We start from the raw sequence: 15,956 nt of genomic DNA on the forward strand, positions 1-15,956 counted from the left end.
CTGTTTTACGGTATGATTCAAAAGATTGTGTCTGATGGGAGCCGCTATGAAGCAAATCCGGGTGTTGGCCCAGTACTACGTCGATTTAATGGTGAAACTGGGGTTGGTGCGCTTCTCGCTGCTGCTGGCCTCGGCGCTGGTGGTGCTGGCGATGGTGGTGCAGATGGCGGTGACCATGCTGCTGCGCGGCGAAGTGGAAAGCATCGACGTGGTGCGTTCGATCTTCTTCGGCCTGTTGATCACCCCGTGGGCGGTCTACTTCCTCTCGGTAGTGGTGGAGCAGCTGGAGGAGTCGCGCCAGCGGCTGGCGCGGCTGGTGGACAAGCTGGAGGAGATGCGCCACCGCGATCTGGAGCTCAATCAGCAGCTTAAGGACAATATCAGCCAACTGAACCAGGAGATCGCCGACCGTATCAAGGCGGAAGAAGAGCGCCTGCAGGTGATGGAGAAACTGACGGAAGAGATGGAACAGCGTGAACTGGCGCAGATTGAGCTGGGCCAGCAATCGGCGCTGCTGCGTTCCTTCCTCGATGCCTCGCCGGATCTGGTCTATTACCGCAACGAAGACAAAGAATTTTCCGGCTGCAACCGCGCGATGGAGCTGCTGACCGGCAAGAGCGAGAAGCAGCTGATCGGCCTGACGCCGTTCGACGTCTACGGCCAGGAGATCGCCGAAAAGGTCATTGAGACCGACGAGAAGGTGTTCCGCCACAACGTCTCGCTGACCTACGAACAGTGGCTGGTGTATCCCGACGGCCGCAAGGCCTGTTTCGAGCTGCGCAAGGTGCCGTTTTACGACCGGGTGGGCAAACGCCACGGGCTGATGGGCTTCGGCCGCGATATTACCGAGCGTAAGCGCTACCAGGACGCGCTGGAGAACGCCAGCAGGGAGAAGACCACCTTTATCTCCACGATCAGCCACGAGCTGCGTACGCCGCTTAACGGCATCGTCGGCCTGAGCCGCATCCTGCTCGATACCGAGCTGAACGACGAGCAGCTGAAATACCTGAAGACCATTCACGTCAGCGCCATCACCCTCGGCAATATCTTCAACGACATTATCGAAATGGATAAGCTCGAGCGGCGCAAGGTGCAGCTCGACAACCAGCCGGTGGACTTCACCGGCTTCCTGGCGGATCTGGAGAACCTCTCCGGCCTGCTGGCGCAGCCGAAAGGACTGCAGTTCATCATGGAGCCGCAGACGCCGCTGCCGCAGCAGATCGTGACCGACGGCACGCGCCTGCGGCAGATTTTGTGGAACCTGATCGGCAACGCGGTGAAATTCACCCAGCGGGGGCAAATCGTGGTGCGCGTGCGGCGCGAGGCGCAGGAGAAGCTGGTGTTCGAGGTGGAAGATTCGGGCATGGGCATCCCGCAGGACGAGCAGGACAAGATCTTCGCCATGTATTACCAGGTGAAAGATCAGCGCGGTGGCCGCCCGGCTACCGGCACCGGCATCGGGCTGGCGGTCTCCAAGCGGCTGGCGCAGAGCATGGGCGGTGACATCACCGTGCGCAGCGAACAGGGGCACGGTTCTTGCTTCACTCTGACCATCCAGGCGCCGGCGGTGCAGGAAGCCGCCAGCGCGGCACCGGAGGAAGAGGAGCTGCCGTTGCCGGCGCTGCACATCCTGCTGGTGGAGGATATCGAACTGAACGTGATCGTGGCGCGCTCGGTGCTGGAGAAATTGGGCAACAGCGTCGAGGTGGCGATGAACGGCCACGACGCGCTGGCGATGTTCGACCCGGACGAGTTCGATCTGGTGCTGCTGGACATCCAGCTGCCGGACATGACCGGGCTGGACATCGCCCGGGCGCTGCGCGAACGTTACGCCGGGCAGGCGCTGCCGCCGCTGGTGGCCCTGACCGCCAACGTGCTGAAAGACAAAAAAGAGTACCTCGAGGCGGGCATGGACGATGTGCTGAGCAAGCCGCTGTCGGTGCCGGCGTTGACCCAGGTCATCAAACACTATTGGGATCATCAACCTTCTCACACTTCAAAGAAAACGGAGCACAAGGCGATGCAGATTAATGAGTCGTTACTCGATACCGCGATGCTGGAACAGTACATGGACCTGGTTGGCCCGCAGCTGATCCACCAAAGCCTGGAGATGTTCGAACAGATGATGCCGGGCTACCTGGCGGTGCTGGACTCCAACATGACGGCGCGCGATCAGAAAGGCATCACCGAGGAAGGGCACAAGATCAAAGGCGCCGCCGGTTCGGTCGGTCTGCGTCACCTGCAGCAGCTGGCGCAACAGATTCAAACACCGACGCTGCCGGCCTGGTGGGATAACGTGCAGGATTGGGTGGATGAGTTGAAGCAAGAGTGGCGCAACGACGTGCAGGTACTGCGGGCTTGGGTAGAGAACGCTGAAAAAAAATGACCCCGACCTAAGCCGGGGTGCGCGAATATTGCGCCAACACCAGGGAAATTGTGAACCTGCGTATTGGTTTCAGTGTTCTGGTCGAGCAGGTTGTTGCGAATTCCTAAACATCATACAGCCAACAACATAGCAAATGTAAGCGCTCTTGTTAGAAGATTCATTAAAATGTGTGATGTAGATTAGTGTTTGTCAACTCCGAGCACGAACCAGTTGACAGCGGCGAGAGGAGTAAGAGTGATGAAAAAGGTGGGTGTCGTCCTCAGCGGCAGTGGCGTTTATGACGGTACGGAGATCCATGAAGCGGTGCTGACGCTGCTGGCGTTGGACCGTGCCGGCGCGCAGGCGGTGTGCTTTGCGCCTGATAAACCACAACGCCATGTTATTAATCATTTATCTGGTGAGGAGATGGCGGAGTCGCGCAATGTCCTGATTGAATCGGCGCGCATTGCCCGCGGCGCGGTGCAGCCGCTGGCGCTGGCGGAGGCCGCGCAGCTGGATGCGCTGATCGTGCCCGGCGGCTTTGGCGCCGCCAAGAACCTCAGCAATTTCGCCGAAGCCGGCGCGGAATGTTGGGTTGATGAAGATTTGGCGCGTCTGACGCGCGAGATGCATAAGGCCAACAAACCAATTGGCCTGATGTGCATCGCGCCGGCGCTGTTGCCGAAACTGCTGGATCAACAAGCGCGGCTGACCATTGGCAACGATCCGGACCTGGGAGAAGTGATTGACGCCATGGGCGGCGAGCCGGTGATTTGCCCGGTGGACGATATCGTGGTGGACAGCGAACACAAAGTCGTGACCACGCCGGCCTATATGCTGGCGCCGTCGATCGCGCAGGCGGCCCTCGGCATCGATAAGCTGGTGGCGCGGGTGCTGGAACTGGCTGAATGAGAAAATCGCTCGGCGGATGGCGGCGGCTGCGCCCGTGGTATTGGCTGAAGCGCGGGGTCATCGCGATTCTCGGCCTGTGGGTGTTGGGCATTGTGGCCTTCGCCTTCCTGCCGGTGCCGTTTTCCGCCGTGATGGTGGAGAGACAAGTCAGCGCCTGGCTGAGCGGCGACTTCGGCTACGTCGCCCATTCGGACTGGGTGTCGATGGACGACATCTCGCCGCAGATGGCGCTGGCGGTGATGGCGGCGGAGGATCAGAAGTTTCCAGACCATTGGGGCTTCGACGTGGCGGCCATTGAAAAGGCGCTCAGCCACAACGAGAAGCGCCCGACGCGCATCCGCGGCGCGTCCACGCTGTCGCAGCAAACCGCCAAAAACCTGTTTCTGTGGGATGGCCGCAGCTGGCTGCGCAAAGGGTTGGAGGCCGGATTGACGTCGGGCATCGAGCTGGTGTGGACCAAACGGCGCATTCTGACGGTGTATCTGAACATCGTCGAGTTCGGCGACGGGGTGTTCGGCGTGGAGGAGGCTTCACAGCGCTTTTTCCATAAGCCGGCCAAACGGCTGAGCGCGGCCGAAGCGGCGCTGCTGGCGGCGGTATTGCCGAATCCGCACCGTTTCAGGGCCGATGCACCGTCCGGCTATGTGGTGCAGCGTCAACAGTGGATCATGCGCCAGATGCGGCAACTGGGCGGGGAAGGTTTCCTGAAAGAGAACAAGTTGGATTAACCATGAGATACCCTGCTTTCGGGCAAGGTATCTCTCTCTTCGGTGGCTAATGCCGCATCAGGGCTTATCGCTGATAAATGCAGTTAAATCCGCGTGCATCTTTTTAAGCGATAGTTCATCCAAGTACGGCATGTGCCCGGTGTCATACCAATAGAAACGGATATTGTCGCGTAATTTGGGCGACACGGGCAGATGGCTCATCTCATATTTGGCGACGAAGTAAGGGGTGGCCAGATCGTAAACCCCACCAATCACCATCACTCTCATTGTCGGGGTCATTTTCATCACCCGCGACAGGTTCGGCAACACGTTAAATGATCTGTCCCGGCTGTTGCTGGACATGTTCCAGTCATAGACCTCATCGGAAAATGCGCGATAGTTTTGGTCGGCGCTAAAATGCAGCGTTTTGCCAAGATAATCGTGGAATTGCGCGACGTAGGCGGAAGTAATGGCACTGACGTTGGGATCGTAGTTGGATGTTTCAGCGATATTATCCAGCGACGGCCCACGATAGCGGGTATCGATTCTGCCAATGGTCTCGTCCTGACTGCGCAACAGTTGCTTGGCGAATACCGGTCCACTCAGGCGCAAATTGGCCTTTAGCCAATAATCGGCCGGAATGCCGGTAAATTGGTAAAGCTGCTCGGCGAGCGTTTGGCGATCTTTTTCAGGCAGATTGGCACCTTGCAGCAAGGCTTGGGCATAAGTCCCCAGTGCAAACTGCTCGGCCTGGTCTAACAGGGTTTTCAGGCTCGGGTGTTTGCCCGGCAGCCGCTGGTGGTACCATGCGCTGGCTGCGTAGGTGGGTAGTGCCAGATAGTAAGGTTGATCGACGCCGGGGTTTTGATTGGGATCGTCGACGTTATTGTCGTAGTTCAGAAACTGCGACATCAGGATAATACCGTTGAGATCGATATTCTGATTTTTTAGCGTCTCGGCCAATACCACCGAGCGGGTAGTGCCGTAGCTTTCACCCAATAAATATTTAGGTGAGTTCCAGCGTTGGTAATGCGTTAAAAACTGAACGATAAATTGAGAGAAAGCCTGAGCATCGCCGTTGACGCCATAAACGTTGCTGGCACTCTGTGATTTTTGCTGCGCTCTCTCCGGCTGGCTGGCGGCACTGCTGGAAAAGCGGCTGTAACCCGTTCCGGGGGCATCGATAAACACCAGATCGCTGGCGTTGAGCAGGCTGTATTGGTTATCGGTGAGTTGGTAAGGCGCCAGCTGTGTTTTCTCTGGCTGAGTAGCGATAACCCGTTTAGGCCCCAGCGCCCCCATATGCAGCCAAAGCGATGCGGAGCCCGGCCCGCCGTTGTAGATAAAGGTAATCGGCCTGCTCTCGTTCTTATTCTCATTCTTTTTGAAATACGCAACATAGAACATGCCGGTCACGGGATCTTCCGGATCCTCTTTACTCAATTCCAGCACCCCGGTTTGCGCCTGATAATTGATTTTTACCTGGTCGACCGTGATCGCGCCTTCAGTAGCAACGGTTTGATCGGCCATCGGGGCCGGGGCATGTTCGGTGCGGGGCGCATCCTGTGTGGGATTGGCGGCGGAAACTCCGGCGGTAAATAAAGAAACGGCAGTGAGAAAACCGATTAAAATTCTGTCCATTTGAATTTTATCCGTAATGAAGTGAGAGATTACTTTAAACGCGGCTCATTAAACCAGGGTAAAACAGCGGGAAGCGTACAGAAAAGCGGCAAGGGGAAGGCCCCTTGCCTGAAGGATCATTTCACATAGGTAAAGGCCGTGGTGACGTGCTTCACGCCGCTGACCTGGCTGGCGATCTGCGCCGCAGACTGCCCTTCCTGTTGGGTGACCAGGCCCAGCAAGAACACTTCGCCATTTTCGGTAGTCACTTTCACGTTGGACGATTTCACCGTATCGCTGGTGAGCAGCTGCGAACGCACCTTGGTGGTGATCCAGGTGTCGGAGGACGCGGTGCTCAGGCTGACCGGCGTGCCCTGACGGATTTCGTTATACACTTCGGTCGTGCCTTCCACGCCCATGGCGATCTGCTTGGCGCGCGCGGTGAGATCGGCGTTAGGCGACTGGCCGGTCAACAGCACTTTGCCCTGATAGGCGGTGGCGACCACCCGGGCGTCTTTCTTCAACTGCTGGTCTTTGCTTAGGGCGCTTTCGACCCTGGCTTCCAGCGTACCGTCATCCACCTGGGTCCCGACGCTGCGCGGGTCGGTGGCGGTTTTGGTCGCGACGGCCGCACTGCCGACGACGACGCCGGCGATACAGCCTTGCAACAGCAGGGCGCTGGACAGCACTGCAAATGTGGCTTTTAGCTTCATCTCAGTTCCTTAATCGTCCTGGTGGGGGAATAACGTATTGTCTATCAGGTCGCACAGGCAGTTTACGGTCAGCATATGCATTTCCTGAATGCGCGAGCTGCGGTGCGACGGGATGCGGATTTCGACATCCTGCTGGCCGAGCAGCCCGGCCAGCTCGCCGCCGTCGTAGCCGGTGAGCGCGACGATGGTCATATCGCGCGTGACGGCCGCCTCGACCGCTTTCACAATATCACGGCTGTTGCCGCGGGTGGAAATCGCCAGCAGCACGTCGCCGGTGTGCCCGAGCGCGCGCACCTGCTTGGCATACACTTCGTCGTGCAGCCGATCGTTGCTGATCGCCGTCAGCACCACGTTGTCGGCGTTGAGAGCGATGGCCGGCAGGCTGGGGCGCTCGGTTTCAAAACGGTTGATCATGCTGGCGGCGAAGTGCTGCGCGTTGGCCGCCGAGGTGCCGTTGCCGCAGCACAGGATTTTGTTGCCGTTGAGTAAGGATTGAACCAGCGTCATCGCAGCGCGGGATATGGCGTCCGGCAATGCTTCCGCCGCCGCGATCTGGGTTTGGATGCTTTCGGTAAAACAGACTTTAATTCTATCCAGCACGTTGTATTAATCCACTAAGTCAAAGGGCCGGTCTGCGCCGCAAAACCCCGATTAATCCGCATTGAAGGCGTTGGGTATCCATTCTAACTGGCTACCGGTAATGGCCAAAACATCAAAACGGCAAGATGATGTGTCAAAACTGGCTCCGCGCCCCGCCAGCCAGACGGCGGCGGCGTGCAGCAACCGCCGTTGTTTGCGAAAGGTGACGCTGGCGGCCGCGCCGCCGAAGGCGTCGTTGCGGCGGTAGCGCACTTCGACGAATACCCAGGTAGTGCCGTCGCGCATGATGAGGTCGAGCTCACCGCCGCGCACCGCGACGTTGGCGGCGCAGAAGGTGAGCCCGGCGTGTTCCAGGTGACGGCGGGCCAGTAACTCATAGCCCGCCCCTGAGGCGCGTGGGTTCAAGAGACCGGAACGACCGTGCCCTGACGGTATTGCAGCCAAGGCAGCTTACGGTTGATCACGCAGTTCGGCGACGCGCTCAGCGTACCGGTGGTGCCGGAAACCTGGAAGCCCGGCAGCTGGCGCATTTCAGCAAAGTGGTTGGCCAATGTCCAGGCATCCATCCCCATCGCATACAGGCGCACCAGCGAGTAATCGTTGCGGAAACGCGCGCTGGCCTGCTGCAACAGTTGAGGATTTGAACCCGCCAGCAGCGGGATATCGCTGAACTGCAGGCCTTCCATTTCCAGACGGAAGTCTGGGCCGGCGCCGGCCTGGTAGCTGCGCGAGCTGGCGTACATCGCCGGCTTACCGCGCGAGCTGGTGGCCATGTCGATCATCGGTTTGATCAGCGTCAGCTGAGACTGCGTGGCGACGATATACACCGCGTCGACGCTGCCGCCGGTCGCGGCGGGCACGTCGCTCGGCGGCGCAGGAATGGTCAACCCGGCGATGGTGACGCTCTGCGGCGCCGGGGCGCTCGACATCGGCGTACCGGTCATGCGGATACCGCCGCTGTTCACCATTTGGCGCAGCTCGCCAGCGGAGCCGATGTCCTGACGCAGCACGGTTTGCCCGCCTTGCTTCTGCCATTCCTGGTTAAAGGCCTTGGCGACGCGATCGCCGAAGGCGCCGCGCGGCACCAGCAGCAGCGGTTGACGCTTCTGCTGTTCCCAGATGTGGCGGGCGGCGTCGCGCGCTTCATCTTCCGGCGACAGGGCGAAGTAACAGATGTTCAGGTTGTCCTTCGGCGTTTCCGGCTGGTTGAGCGCCAGCACGTTCAGCGTGGTGGTGCTGGCGGACAGCTGATCGACGTTCTCTTTCAGCAGCGGCCCGACCACCAGGGTGGCGCCATCCTGCTGCGCCTGGCTCAGCAAGGCGGCCAGCGGCTGGCTGGTGGTGTCGTACACTTTGACCTGCGCGTTGGCGGCCTGCAGCGGCGTTATCGGCGCGCTGGACGGCGCAGCGGGTTGCGCGGCGGTCACGGCAGGCTGGCTCTCTTGCGCCGAAGGGCTGACCGCGCCGTTGGCGTTGATGTCGCCCGCGGCGGCCTGATCGGCCGGCGCCGTTTGGGCCGGCGCGTTGGCCGGTTGCGCGGCTTGAGGCTGCGGCGCCGGCATGGAACCGCCGTTTTTCGCCGCTTCGAAGCCTTGCTGGATGGCGTCGGCGAACACTTTCGCCTGGCCGTTCAACGGCAGCAGCAGGGCGATTTTCGAGGTGGAGGCCTGGGTGAAGTTCAGCACCTGGTTCAGGCGAGCCGGCAGCGTTTTGGCCGCCGGGTTCTTCGGATAACGGTTCTGCCAGTCTTTGATGCCGGCCTTCAGCAGATCGGGATCCTGCTTGTTGTCCTGATAGACGCGCAGCAGATCCAGCCAGCCTTGCAGCACGTTCTCGTCAGCGTTGATCACCAGGCTGTTCATCTCCTGCGGCGTCAGCTGCAGCAGCGCCTGCCAGGTCTGATCCAGGTTGTCCTGGTGCGGTTTGCCGGTCAGCAACGGCTCCTGAGCGATATAGGCGCGGATCAAGGGCAGCGACGCTTTGCCCTGATTGGCGGCGATTTGCGCCTGGTAGTAGCGCACCTTCTGGTTCGGCGACAGCGAACCGCTGTCCAGGTGGCCCAGCGTGCTGCGGGCGCTGACGTAGCTTTTGTTGGCGATCTGCAGTTCGGCAGTCAGCAACTGGCGTTCAGTCTGCTGCGCGCCGCTGAGATTTTTCGGCAGTTGACTCAACTGGTCGCCGGCCTGCGGCAGTTTTCCTTCACGCAGCAAGGCGCGAATAGCAAGTAATTGCCAGTCAGCCTTGTTATCATCGCTGCTTTGCTGCAACTGCTGCAGGTAGTAATCGGAGCTGGCGCTCGCTTCGTCCTGTATATTGGCGGGCGGCGTTTGCGGGGCCCGACTTGGACAGCCTGCCAGGAAAAGGGCGGCCGCGATGACTGCGGTAAGTCGGACAGGCTTGGAACGCCCTGCTTTGGTACGAACGAATGTTGAGGAAAGCATACTGTATCCAGTGATGTTTTTTTCAAGATGCTCAATATTAAATCGGCAACCCGGATGAAACAATGAATCAACACCAACAATCAGTCATTTCTGCATCAACGCTGTATGTGGTGCCCACCCCCATCGGCAATCTGGGCGATATCACCCACCGTGCGTTAGAGGTACTGAAAAGCGTTGATCTGATCGCGGCGGAAGACACGCGCCATACCGGATTGCTGCTGCAACACTTCGCGATCAACGCGCGTCTTTTCGCGCTGCACGATCACAACGAACAGCAAAAGGCCGATCAATTGTTGGCGAAACTGCAGGAAGGCCAGAGCATCGCGCTGGTGTCCGACGCCGGCACGCCGCTGATCAACGATCCCGGTTATCACCTGGTGCGCCGCTGCCGCGAGGCCGGCATTCGCGTGGTGCCGTTGCCGGGCGCCTGCGCCGCCACTACCGCGCTGTGCGCCGCGGGCGTCGCTTCCGACCGCTTCTGCTATGAAGGCTTCCTGCCGGCGAAAACCAAGGGGCGCAAGGATACGCTGATGGCGCTGGCGGAGGAACCGCGCACGCTGATTTTCTACGAATCCACTCACCGCCTGCTGGAAAGCCTGCAGGACATGGTCACCGTCTGGGGCCCGCAGCGCTATGTGGTGCTGGCGCGCGAGCTGACCAAAACCTGGGAATCTATCCACGGCGCGCCGGTGGGCGAACTGCTGGCGTGGGTGCAGGAAGATGAAGTGCGCCGCCGCGGCGAGATGGTGCTGATCGTCGAAGGCCACAAGGCGCAGGAGGATGCGCTGCCGCTCGAGGCGCAGCGCACGCTGGCGCTGCTGCAAAAAGAGCTGCCGCTGAAAAAGGCGGCAGCGCTGGCGGCCGAAATCCACGGCGTGAAGAAAAATGCGCTGTATAAGCACGCGCTGGAGCAACAACAGCCGTAAAGCGGTTGACCTGCCGCTGCCGCGACGCTACTATCCGCGCCGGAGTTGACCAGACAGTCGCCGCTTCATTGCCGTCCTCTTCGGGGAGACAGATGGAGGGGAGGAAAGTCCGGGCTCCATAGGGCAGGGTGCCAGGTAACGCCTGGGAGGCGCAAGCCTACGACTAGTGCAACAGAGAGCAAACCGCCGATGGCCCGCGCAAGCGGGATCAGGTAAGGGTGAAAGGGTGCGGTAAGAGCGCACCGCGCGGCTGGCAACAGTTCGTGGCACGGTAAACTCCACCCGGAGCAAGGCCAAATAGGGGTTCACATGGTACGGCCCGTACTGAACCCGGGTAGGCTGCTTGAGCCAGTGAGCGATTGCTGGCCTAGAGGAATGACTGTCCACGACAGAACCCGGCTTACCGGTCAACTCCCTCGACAAAAGAAAACCCCGCGCAACGTCAGTTGCGCGGGGTTTTTCGTTTACCGGCCGGTTTACACCGGCAGGTCAATCAGTAGTGCGCGCAGCGGCGTCTCGGCGCGGATCGTCAGGCGATTCTCCTCGCGCACGAAGGCGCCGTCGCCGCAGGTCAGGCGCTGCGCTTCGTGACGCTCGCCGGTGGCGGTGATGGTGCCGTGAATCGACTGCAAATAGGCGCGTGGCCCGTTAATCGTCAGCGTTTGTTCTTCGCCCGGCTGCAGATCGAGATGGTGGATCCAAACCTGCTGGCGCAGCTGCAGGCTGCCCTGCGCGCCGTCCGGCGAGGCCAGCAGCAGGTTGCCTGCCGCCGGCAGCGTCAGGCGCTGCACCCGCTCGTTGTTACGTTCCGGGCAGGCGTCCAGCCACAGCTGCAGGCGGGTCAGCGGCGTATCGCTGCTGACGTTTTGTTCGCTGTAGCTCAGGCCCGGCTGGGTGGCCAGCAGCAGCGCTTCGCCGGCTTTGGCGCGCGCGGCGTTGCCGTCGCTGTCGCGGTATTCCGCCTCGCCCTGCAGGATCAGGTTCAGGATATCCACGCTGGGATAGGTGCGCGGCTGGAATGACGCGCCCGGCGCCAGCACCTCCTGATTCAGCACCCGCAGCGACGCGTAGCCCATCAGTTTGGGATCGAAGTAGTGACCAAAGGAAAAGGTGTAGCGAGCCTGCAGCCAACCAAAGTCAGCTTGCCCGCATTGTTGTGCTGTTCTGCATGTAATCATGGCAATCGGCTCTCTAAATTCATTATCCAAATGGTAAGCATCTGGACGTCGGATTGTTAGCCAGTTAATCTGGTCGGCATATTCAAATTTCCTGACAGAGGGATGTGATGGCCAGAGATCGGGCGCTCACGCTTGAGGCGCTGAGAGTGATGGACGCGATCGACCGGCGCGGCAGCTTCGCCGCGGCCGCCGACGAATTGGGCCGGGTGCCGTCGGCGCTCAGCTACACCATGCAAAAATTGGAAGAAGAATTGGACGTGGTGCTGTTCGACCGTTCGGGCCACCGCACCAAGTTCACCAATGTGGGGCGCATGTTGCTGGAACGCGGGCGGGTGCTGCTGGAAGCGGCCGACAAGCTGACCACCGACGCCGAGGCGCTGGCGCGCGGTTGGGAAACTCACCTGACCATCGTCAGCGAAGCGCTGTCGCCGCCGAGCCTGCTGTTCCCGCTGGTGGACAAGCTGGCGCTGAAGGCCAACACCCAGGTGTCGATTTTCACCGAGGTGCTGGCGGGCGCCTGGGAGCGGCTGGAGCAGGGGCGCGCCGACATCGTGATCGCGCCGGACATGCATTTTCGCGCGTCGTCGGAGATCAACACCCGCAAACTGTACAAGGTGATGAGCGTTTACGTCGCCGCGCCGGATCATCCTATCCACCAGGAGCCGGAGCCGCTGTCCGAGGTGACCCGCGTGAAATACCGCGGCATCGCGGTGGCGGATACCGCCCGCGAGCGTCCGGTGTTGACCGTGCAGCTGCTGGATAAGCAGCAGCGTCTGACGGTGAGCACCATCGAAGACAAGCGTCTGGCGCTGCTGGCCGGGTTAGGGGTGGCGACCATGCCGTATCCGATGGTGGAGAAAGATATCGAAGCCGGGCGGCTGCGCGTGGTGGGGCCGGAATACAGCCGCGAAGCCGATATCATCATGGCCTGGCGGCGCGACAGCATGGGGGAGGCGAAAGCCTGGTTCCTGCGCGAAATTCCGCGCCTGTTCGCGCAGCGCTAACATCGCTTGGATGACATCCCCTTGCCGGGCGGCAAGGGGATTTTTTTTGCCTTAGGCGAAGCGCTGGTCGCGGCCGTGCGGCTCGTCCAGATCCTGCGCCGGCCCGATGGAAATGATGCCGTGCGGGTTGATGGTGGCGTGGCTGCGGTAGTAGTGGTTGCGAATGTGCGGCAGGCTGACCGTTTCGGTGATGCCCGGCATCTGGTAGATGTCGCGCAGGAAACCGTACAGGTTCAGGTAGTCGCTGATGCGGTGTTTATCGCACTTGAAGTGGGTGACGTACACCGGATCGAAGCGCACCAGCGTGGTCCACAGACGCAGGTCGGCTTCGGTCAGCCGATCGCCGGTCAGGTAGCGGTGCTGCCCCAGGATCTGCTCCAGGCGTTCCAGCGCGTTGAAGACCCCGTTGACCGCGTCGTCATACGCTTCCTGGCTGGTGGCGAAACCGGCCTTGTACACGCCGTTGTTCACTTGATCGTAAATCCAGCCGTTCAGCTCATCGATTTTGCCGCGCAGCTCGGCCGGGTAGTAATCGCCCGCGCGGGCGCCCACGCCGTCAAACGCGCTGTTGAACATGCGGATGATGTCGGCGGATTCGTTGCTGACGATGGTTTGCCGCTGTTTGTCCCACAGTACCGGTACGGTCACGCGCCCGCTGTAGTGCGGATCGGCACGCAGGTAGATCTGGTACAAGAAGTCGGCGTGATACAGCGGATCGCCGGTGGTTTCAGGAAAATCCTGGCCGAAGGTCCAGCCGTTTTCCAGCATCAGCGGGTGCACCACCGAGACCGGAATGATCTGCTCCAGCCCTTTCAGTTTGCGCATCAGCAGCGTGCGGTGCGCCCAGGGGCAGGCGAGAGAAACGTACAGGTGATAACGGCCCGCTTCAGCCTGGAAGCCGCCCGCGCCGTGTTCGCCCGGCTGACCGTCGGCGGTCACCCAATTGCGAAACTGAGCGGTTGAACGTTTGAAACGGCCGCCGGTAGATTTCGTGTCATACCAGATGTCTTGCCAAACGCCATCGACGAGTTGTCCCATGGGAATCTCCTTGGTGTCCGAGTGAAAAACGACAGGGCCCGGCATGCCGGGCCCTGAATGACAGTTTAGATTACCATTTCTTGTTCAGAAGGCGGTCGATGCTGAAGCCGCCCGGGCCTGCAACCGCCAACACGATGAAGCCGCCGGCGATGGTCAGGTTTTTCATGAACATCAACTGGTTTACGCCTTCCGCAAAGTCAGTGTGGAACAGCAGCGCGGTCAGGATGGTGAAACCGGCAGTGAACAGCGCTACGGTGCGGGTCAGGAAACCGAACAGGATCGCCAGACCGCCGCCAAATTCCAGCAGGATGGTCAGCGGCAGCAAGAAGCCAGGCACGCCCATCGATTGCATATACTGTTGGGTACCGGCATAAGCGTCACCCATTTTGCCGTAGCCTGCCACGATAAACAGGATTGGCATCAGAATACGAGCAACCAACAAACCTGTATCTTCTAATTTTTTCATCATCTACTCCAAAGTGTTTTTGTGCGCCTGTTCGGCGGTAGTCATATCAACGGGCGGCGTAGCGGGTCTCTTACCCTGTCCGCTCCGTCTCAAATTGATGGAGTGAATGTTAAGCGGGAAGTGCTCAGGTTGTTAGCAAGTAAAACTGTCGTAATTTTTCAAAAAATCTGAATCTTTAGCGTGCTAATAAACTGACGCTGGTCAGCAGGTTGCCCGGCCCTCGGGATAAGCAGCGCTGTTTTAGGGGGAAAACGAGGGCGGAGCAACAGGATGTTTGAAGGAAAAGCGCGGCGCTTACTTGGCGGAGAAGGTCTTTTTAAACAGACGGATAGCGCTCCAGGCACCGAAAGCGCGGCGCGACCAGCGGATCATCTTGCTGGGGTGGCGGATGCCGTACAGCGCCATGACGCTGGAACCGAGCACCAGATAGCGGCGCAGGCCAAACACCGTTTGCCAGCCGCGGTCAATGCGTTCGGTCTTTTCCAGCCACAGAGACTTGTGTTCGGCCAGATCCAGACGTTGCTGCTGGATCTGGCGAATCAGCCTCTCTTTTTTCCATTCCAGGTAGCGGCGGCGGCTCATGGCTCGCGCTCCAGTTCGGCGCGGTCGAGTTCCAACTGCTTGCGCGTGGCGCCCAGCAGCGTGGTGCGACGGGCCTTGACCAGCGTCCAGATGGTGCCGACCACGGCCAGGAACAGCAGCACGCCGGTCGTGGCGCCCAGCGCCACCAGCCGGTAGACCGGATCGATGGCCCAGAAGATCAGGATCAACAGGCTCATCAAACCGAAGGCGGTGAACAGCAGCGTCATACCGGCCATGATCAGCAGCTGAATGAGGTTGGCTTTCTCCTCTTCCAACTCGACCACCGCCAGCCGGACACGGGTTTCCACCATGCCGACCAGGATCGTGATGATGCGCTGACCGATATCCAGGACCCCTTTGGCGGGGCCCTGCGCGCGCACTTGCGGTTGTTCAGCCATGATTAGCGACGCGCGAGCAGCACGCCGAGCACGACGCCAACTGCCGCGCCAATACCGATGCCGGTCCACGGGTTGTCGCGCACGTAGTCGTCGGCCTGGCCGGCGATCTGTTTGGTTTGCGAAGCCAGCTTGTCACCGGCGTCGCTCAGGCGAGCGCGGGTCTCTTTCAGCGCGCCTTCCGCTTTCGAACGCAGCTTCTCCAGCTCGGCTTTCGGCTTATCGGTGGAGGAGTTCAGCACTTCTTCCAGCGTATCGGCTAAGGACTTCAGTTCAGCGCGTAAGTTTTCTGCATTTGAATCATGTGCCATGTGATTATTCCTTAACGTTTATTTCGACAGACTTTTAACATAGCGGATTTTTTCGCCGGAGCAAAGGGGTGATGGCCAGCAGATAACACCAGACATCAATCCCATATACTTAAGAAATCCCGTGTGATGGGGCTCTCATCGATAAATCCGCTGGTGTAAAAAAATTATTCCGCCTGGGCGTGTTTCAGCTCAGCCTGCGCTTCCGCCAGCTTTTGTTGCTTCTTGGCGACCTTGTCCAGCTTGCCGGTTTGCTGCGCTTCTTTCAGCTCCCGCCGGCGCTCATCGACCTTGCGCTGTTTCTCCGCGATATTTTTCTCACGTTCGGCCTGCAGGCCGGCTTCGGTGCAGTGAGTCTGCACTTCGCTCAGCGCTTTTTTCAGCCCGTCCACGCGGTGGGTGTTGCCGTGTTGGGTGGCATAGTCGATTTGCTGCTGGATATCTTGCGCTTTGGCGGCGCAACCGCCCTCGGCGGCCGCAGCGAGCGCCGGCAGCGTGCAGAGTGGCAACAGCAGTAACAGTGAGTGGCGTAATTTCATCTTTCAGTTCCTTTTCATGGGATGCCTGAACAGGCATCCGCTTTCCTGACTGCCGAAGGCGGCAGCGCGAGAGGAGGGCGTTCGTCGCCGGCTGAAGTTACCCTTCAGCATAGTCATGAAACCGGCGGGCCCCCAAAGAATCAGCCGTGACTCAGTGCCGAC

The 15,956-nt window shown here is 60.0% G+C and carries 17 protein-coding genes and 1 other RNA gene; 6 read left to right on the top strand and 12 right to left on the bottom strand.

The features are described 5' to 3' along the window. Nucleotides 1-46 precede the first annotated feature (46 nt). From arcB to mtgA, 3 genes are all read left to right on the top strand, one after another. Nucleotides 47-2,386, top strand: a complete 2,340-nt coding sequence (gene arcB / locus ACUTSC_RS00825) for an aerobic respiration two-component sensor histidine kinase ArcB (protein ID WP_197767533.1) — start codon at nucleotides 47-49, stop codon at nucleotides 2,384-2,386. 237 nt (nucleotides 2,387-2,623) lie between these two features. After that, a complete protein-coding gene (gene elbB, locus ACUTSC_RS00830) occupies nucleotides 2,624-3,277 on the top strand; it encodes an isoprenoid biosynthesis glyoxalase ElbB (protein WP_197767532.1) in 654 nt (217 codons plus the stop codon). Next, nucleotides 3,274-4,005 (top strand): monofunctional biosynthetic peptidoglycan transglycosylase, encoded by a 732-nt coding sequence (gene mtgA / locus ACUTSC_RS00835; RefSeq protein WP_149559065.1) that lies wholly within the window; start codon nucleotides 3,274-3,276, stop codon nucleotides 4,003-4,005. Before elbB ends, mtgA begins: the two co-directional genes overlap by 4 nt. A 57-nt stretch (nucleotides 4,006-4,062) precedes the next feature. Here mtgA and ACUTSC_RS00840 read toward each other — a convergent pair whose 3' ends face one another. The 5 genes from ACUTSC_RS00840 to ACUTSC_RS00860 all read right to left on the bottom strand — a co-directional run bounded on the left by ACUTSC_RS00840 (nucleotide 4,063) and on the right by ACUTSC_RS00860 (nucleotide 9,358). Next, complete coding sequence (locus tag ACUTSC_RS00840) at nucleotides 4,063-5,625, bottom strand: S10 family peptidase (RefSeq protein WP_443002417.1); 1,563 nt, start codon at nucleotides 5,623-5,625, stop codon at nucleotides 4,063-4,065. 116 nt (nucleotides 5,626-5,741) lie between these two features. Next, on the bottom strand, nucleotides 5,742-6,317 hold the full coding sequence (gene dolP, locus ACUTSC_RS00845; RefSeq protein ID WP_004937101.1) for a division/outer membrane stress-associated lipid-binding lipoprotein: 576 nt from the start codon (nucleotides 6,315-6,317) through the stop codon (nucleotides 5,742-5,744). A 9-nt stretch (nucleotides 6,318-6,326) separates the two neighbouring features. After that, nucleotides 6,327-6,917, bottom strand: coding sequence for a DnaA initiator-associating protein DiaA (gene diaA / locus ACUTSC_RS00850; protein WP_004937103.1), 591 nt, complete (start codon nucleotides 6,915-6,917; stop codon nucleotides 6,327-6,329). A 51-nt stretch (nucleotides 6,918-6,968) separates the two neighbouring features. After that, nucleotides 6,969-7,322: a YraN family protein gene (locus ACUTSC_RS00855; RefSeq protein ID WP_197767530.1), complete on the bottom strand. Its 354-nt coding sequence runs from the start codon at nucleotides 7,320-7,322 to the stop codon at nucleotides 6,969-6,971. Then, nucleotides 7,319-9,358 carry a penicillin-binding protein activator gene (locus ACUTSC_RS00860; protein WP_197767529.1) on the bottom strand — a complete coding sequence of 680 codons (2,040 nt, stop codon included), beginning with the start codon at nucleotides 9,356-9,358 and terminating at the stop codon, nucleotides 7,319-7,321. The genes ACUTSC_RS00855 and ACUTSC_RS00860 overlap by 4 nt, the downstream gene beginning before the upstream one ends. A 62-nt stretch (nucleotides 9,359-9,420) precedes the next feature. On the opposite strand from ACUTSC_RS00860, the gene rsmI reads away from it, so the two are divergent. Together rsmI and rnpB are read left to right on the top strand one after the other, a co-directional pair. Continuing rightward, the gene (gene rsmI / locus ACUTSC_RS00865) at nucleotides 9,421-10,284 is read left to right on the top strand and encodes a 16S rRNA (cytidine(1402)-2'-O)-methyltransferase (protein WP_445653032.1); all 864 of its coding nucleotides are present in this window, start codon (nucleotides 9,421-9,423) and stop codon (nucleotides 10,282-10,284) included. Nucleotides 10,285-10,325: 41 nt separating this feature from the next. Further along, nucleotides 10,326-10,703: RNase P RNA component class A (gene rnpB, locus ACUTSC_RS00870), an RNA gene on the top strand. A 57-nt stretch (nucleotides 10,704-10,760) separates the two neighbouring features. Here rnpB and ACUTSC_RS00875 read toward each other — a convergent pair. Continuing rightward, nucleotides 10,761-11,462, bottom strand: a complete 702-nt coding sequence (locus tag ACUTSC_RS00875; protein ID WP_197767528.1) for a pirin family protein — start codon at nucleotides 11,460-11,462, stop codon at nucleotides 10,761-10,763. Nucleotides 11,463-11,569: 107 nt separating this feature from the next. Between ACUTSC_RS00875 and ACUTSC_RS00880 the strand changes: the two genes are divergently transcribed. Continuing rightward, complete coding sequence (locus ACUTSC_RS00880) at nucleotides 11,570-12,466, top strand: LysR family transcriptional regulator (RefSeq protein ID WP_004937113.1); 897 nt, start codon at nucleotides 11,570-11,572, stop codon at nucleotides 12,464-12,466. Nucleotides 12,467-12,517: 51 nt separating this feature from the next. On the opposite strand, the gene ACUTSC_RS00885 is transcribed toward ACUTSC_RS00880, so the two are convergent. The 6 genes from ACUTSC_RS00885 to ACUTSC_RS00910 all read right to left on the bottom strand — a co-directional run bounded on the left by ACUTSC_RS00885 (nucleotide 12,518) and on the right by ACUTSC_RS00910 (nucleotide 15,794). Further along, a complete protein-coding gene (locus ACUTSC_RS00885; RefSeq protein WP_197767527.1) occupies nucleotides 12,518-13,504 on the bottom strand; it encodes a glutathione S-transferase C-terminal domain-containing protein in 987 nt (328 codons plus the stop codon). Nucleotides 13,505-13,574: 70 nt separating this feature from the next. Continuing rightward, the gene (locus ACUTSC_RS00890) at nucleotides 13,575-13,970 is read right to left on the bottom strand and encodes a DoxX family protein (RefSeq protein ID WP_004937119.1); all 396 of its coding nucleotides are present in this window, start codon (nucleotides 13,968-13,970) and stop codon (nucleotides 13,575-13,577) included. Nucleotides 13,971-14,264: 294 nt separating this feature from the next. Beyond that, nucleotides 14,265-14,552 carry a YqjK-like family protein gene (locus ACUTSC_RS00895; RefSeq protein ID WP_004937121.1) on the bottom strand — a complete coding sequence of 96 codons (288 nt, stop codon included), beginning with the start codon at nucleotides 14,550-14,552 and terminating at the stop codon, nucleotides 14,265-14,267. Next, the gene (locus tag ACUTSC_RS00900; protein ID WP_015379160.1) at nucleotides 14,549-14,950 is read right to left on the bottom strand and encodes a phage holin family protein; all 402 of its coding nucleotides are present in this window, start codon (nucleotides 14,948-14,950) and stop codon (nucleotides 14,549-14,551) included. The genes ACUTSC_RS00895 and ACUTSC_RS00900 overlap by 4 nt, the downstream gene beginning before the upstream one ends. Before the next feature lie 2 nt (nucleotides 14,951-14,952). Beyond that, on the bottom strand, nucleotides 14,953-15,258 hold the full coding sequence (locus ACUTSC_RS00905) for a DUF883 family protein (RefSeq protein WP_004937125.1): 306 nt from the start codon (nucleotides 15,256-15,258) through the stop codon (nucleotides 14,953-14,955). Between the two features lie 164 nt (nucleotides 15,259-15,422). Beyond that, on the bottom strand, nucleotides 15,423-15,794 hold the full coding sequence (locus tag ACUTSC_RS00910; protein WP_197767526.1) for a DUF1090 family protein: 372 nt from the start codon (nucleotides 15,792-15,794) through the stop codon (nucleotides 15,423-15,425). Nucleotides 15,795-15,956: the final 162 nt, after the last annotated feature.

This window comes from Serratia sp. TSA_105.2 (genome assembly GCF_052692115.1).

What these genes read in the sequence shown, in the direction of transcription:
- arcB (WP_197767533.1), top strand. Translation starts at nt 47, where the DNA reads ATGAAGCAAATCCGGGTGTTGGCCCAGTACTACGTCGATTTAATGGTG.
- elbB (WP_197767532.1), top strand. Translation starts at nt 2,624, where the DNA reads ATGAAAAAGGTGGGTGTCGTCCTCAGCGGCAGTGGCGTTTATGACGGT.
- mtgA (WP_149559065.1), top strand. Translation starts at nt 3,274, where the DNA reads ATGAGAAAATCGCTCGGCGGATGGCGGCGGCTGCGCCCGTGGTATTGG.
- ACUTSC_RS00840 (WP_443002417.1), bottom strand. Translation starts at nt 5,625, where the DNA reads ATGGACAGAATTTTAATCGGTTTTCTCACTGCCGTTTCTTTATTTACC.
- dolP (WP_004937101.1), bottom strand. Translation starts at nt 6,317, where the DNA reads ATGAAGCTAAAAGCCACATTTGCAGTGCTGTCCAGCGCCCTGCTGTTG.
- ACUTSC_RS00860 (WP_197767529.1), bottom strand. Translation starts at nt 9,358, where the DNA reads ATGCTTTCCTCAACATTCGTTCGTACCAAAGCAGGGCGTTCCAAGCCT.
- rsmI (WP_445653032.1), top strand. Translation starts at nt 9,421, where the DNA reads ATGAATCAACACCAACAATCAGTCATTTCTGCATCAACGCTGTATGTG.
- ACUTSC_RS00875 (WP_197767528.1), bottom strand. Translation starts at nt 11,462, where the DNA reads ATGATTACATGCAGAACAGCACAACAATGCGGGCAAGCTGACTTTGGT.
- ACUTSC_RS00880 (WP_004937113.1), top strand. Translation starts at nt 11,570, where the DNA reads ATGGCCAGAGATCGGGCGCTCACGCTTGAGGCGCTGAGAGTGATGGAC.
- ACUTSC_RS00885 (WP_197767527.1), bottom strand. Translation starts at nt 13,504, where the DNA reads ATGGGACAACTCGTCGATGGCGTTTGGCAAGACATCTGGTATGACACG.
- ACUTSC_RS00890 (WP_004937119.1), bottom strand. Translation starts at nt 13,970, where the DNA reads ATGAAAAAATTAGAAGATACAGGTTTGTTGGTTGCTCGTATTCTGATG.
- ACUTSC_RS00895 (WP_004937121.1), bottom strand. Translation starts at nt 14,552, where the DNA reads ATGAGCCGCCGCCGCTACCTGGAATGGAAAAAAGAGAGGCTGATTCGC.
- ACUTSC_RS00900 (WP_015379160.1), bottom strand. Translation starts at nt 14,950, where the DNA reads ATGGCTGAACAACCGCAAGTGCGCGCGCAGGGCCCCGCCAAAGGGGTC.
- ACUTSC_RS00905 (WP_004937125.1), bottom strand. Translation starts at nt 15,258, where the DNA reads ATGGCACATGATTCAAATGCAGAAAACTTACGCGCTGAACTGAAGTCC.
- ACUTSC_RS00910 (WP_197767526.1), bottom strand. Translation starts at nt 15,794, where the DNA reads ATGAAATTACGCCACTCACTGTTACTGCTGTTGCCACTCTGCACGCTG.